Source organism: Streptomyces sp. ActVer (assembly GCF_027270795.1).
GTDB lineage: Bacteria > Actinomycetota > Actinomycetes > Streptomycetales > Streptomycetaceae > Streptomyces > Streptomyces umbrinus_A.
In genome coordinates, this window is sequence record NZ_JAPWHT010000782.1 from 1 (window position 1) to 2,418 (window position 2,418).

Sequence of the window (2,418 nt, forward strand, 5' to 3'; positions counted from 1 at the left end):
CCCACCGCGTCCTCGGCACCGAGGCGGCCGAGCGGGTCGACCCGGAGCTCCTGCGCCGGCTGTACGCGGAGCTGGTGCGAGGCCGCCGCTACAACGCGCAGGCCACGGCCCTCACCAAGCAGGGCCGCCTCGCCGTCTACCCCTCCTCCACCGGCCAGGAGGCCTGCGAGGTCGCCGCCGCGCTCGTCCTCGAAGAGCGCGACTGGCTCTTCCCCAGCTACCGCGACACGCTCGCCGCCGTCGCCCGCGGCCTCGACCCCGTGCAGGCGCTGACCCTGCTGCGCGGCGACTGGCACACCGGCTACGACCCGCACGAGCACCGGATCGCGCCCCTGTGCACGCCGCTCGCGACCCAGCTTCCGCACGCCGTGGGCCTCGCGCACGCCGCCCACCTCAAGGGCGACGACGTGGTCGCGCTCGCCCTGGTCGGCGACGGCGGCACCAGCGAGGGCGACTTCCACGAGGCGCTGAACTTCGCCGCCGTCTGGCGGGCCCCGGTCGTCTTCCTCGTACAGAACAACGGCTTCGCGATCTCCGTCCCGCTCGACAAGCAGACCGCGGCCCCGTCACTGGCCCACAAGGCCGTCGGCTACGGGATGCCCGGCCGCCTGGTCGACGGCAATGACGCCGCCGCCGTGCACGAGGTCCTCAGCGACGCCATCGCCCACGCGCGCGCGGGTGGCGGTCCCACGCTCGTGGAGGCGGTCACGTACCGCATGGAGGCGCACACGAACGCCGACGACGACAAGCGCTACCGCGGCGACTCCGAGGTCGAGGCCTGGCGCGCGCACGACCCGATCACCCTCCTGGAGCACGAGCTGACCGAGCGCGGGCTGCTCGACGAGGCCGGGATGCGCGCCGCTCGCGAGGACGCCGAGGCGATGGCCGCGGACCTCCGCGAGCGCATGAACCAGGACCCGGCGCTCGACCCCATGGACCTCTTCGCACACGTCTACGCCCAGCCCACGACACAACTCCTGGAACAGGAGGCACAGTTGCGGGCCGAGCTGGACGCCGAGGCGCGCCACCACGAGAACGAGCACGAGTCGGAAGGAACGGCCCGATGACCACCGTCGCGCTGAAGCCGGCCACCATGGCGCAGGCCCTCGGGCGCGCCCTGCGGGACGCCATGGCCGACGACCCCACCGTGCACGTCATGGGCGAGGACGTCGGCACCCTCGGCGGCGTCTTCCGCGTCACCGACGGGCTCGCCAAGGAGTTCGGCGAGGACCGCGTCACGGACACCCCGCTCGCCGAGGCGGGCATCCTCGGCACGGCCGTCGGCATGGCCATGTACGGGCTCAGGCCGGTCGTGGAGATGCAGTTCGACGCCTTCGCCTACCCGGCCTTCGAGCAGCTGATCTCGCACGTGGCACGCATGCGCAACCGCACGCGCGGGGCGATGCCGCTGCCCATCACCGTGCGCGTGCCCTACGGGGGCGGCATCGGCGGCGTCGAGCACCACAGCGACTCCTCCGAGGCGTACTACATCGCGACCCCGGGCCTCCACGTCGTCACCCCCGCGACGGTCGCCGACGCGTACGGACTGCTGCGCGCCGCCATCGCCTCCGACGACCCGGTGGTCTTCCTCGAACCCAAGCGCCTGTACTGGTCGAAGGACACCTGGAACCCCGACGAGCCGCAGGCCGTGGACCCGATCGGCCGCGCGGTCGTGCGGCGCCACGGCCGCAGCGCCACGCTCATCACGTACGGGCCGTCGGTGCCCGTCTGTATGGAGGCAGCCGAGGCGGCGCGCGCCGAGGGCTGGGACCTCGAAGTCGTCGACCTGCGCTCCCTGGTGCCGTTCGACGACGAGACGGTCTCCGCGTCCGTACGACGCACCGGGCGGGCCGTGGTCGTACACGAGTCGGGCGGCTTCGGCGGGCCCGGCGGGGAGATCGCCGCGCGGGTCACCGAGCGGTGCTTCCACTACCTGGAGGCGCCGGTGCTGCGCGTGGCCGGGTTCGACATCCCGTATCCGCCACCGATGCTGGAGCGCCACCATCTGCCGGGCGTCGACCGGATCCTGGACGCGGTGGCGCGGCTGCAGTGGGAGGCACAGAGCTGATGGCCCAGGTTCTGGAGTTCAAGCTGCCCGACCTCGGCGAGGGGCTCACCGAGGCGGAGATCGTCCGCTGGCTCGTCCAGGTAGGCGATGTCGTCGCCGTCGACCAGCCCGTCGTCGAGGTCGAGACGGCCAAGGCGATGGTCGAGGTCCCCTGCCCGTACGGCGGAGTGGTCACGGCCCGCTACGGCGAAGAGGGCACCGAACTGCCCGTCGGCTCCCCGCTGCTGACGGTCGCGGTGGGGGCACCCGCCTCCGGCGCACTGGCTTCCGGCCCGCTTGCACCCGGCTCCGGGGACGAGAGCAAGGACGAGGGCTCCGGGAACGTGCTCGTGGGATACGGCACGCAGGCG

The 2,418-nt window shown here is 73.1% G+C and carries 3 protein-coding genes; all 3 read left to right on the forward strand.

Translation table 11 applies throughout. The features are described 5' to 3' along the window. Window positions 1-1,067 (forward strand): pyruvate dehydrogenase (acetyl-transferring) E1 component subunit alpha (pdhA, locus tag O3Q52_RS51975; RefSeq protein ID WP_269655384.1); only part of this gene is annotated, 1,067 nt, incomplete at its 5' end. After that, a complete protein-coding gene (locus O3Q52_RS51980) occupies window positions 1,064-2,068 on the forward strand; it encodes an alpha-ketoacid dehydrogenase subunit beta (RefSeq protein ID WP_266761543.1) in 1,005 nt (334 codons plus the stop codon). The genes pdhA and O3Q52_RS51980, both read left to right, overlap by 4 nt. After that, window positions 2,068-2,418, forward strand: a 351-nt coding sequence (locus tag O3Q52_RS51985; RefSeq protein ID WP_332113029.1) for a biotin/lipoyl-containing protein, incomplete at its 3' end; no start/stop codon positions are given. The genes O3Q52_RS51980 and O3Q52_RS51985, both read left to right, overlap by 1 nt.

Excerpts from the sequence above, each read along its gene's own strand:
- O3Q52_RS51980 (WP_266761543.1), top strand. The coding sequence starts at position 1,064 with ATGACCACCGTCGCGCTGAAGCCGGCCACCATGGCGCAGGCCCTCGGG.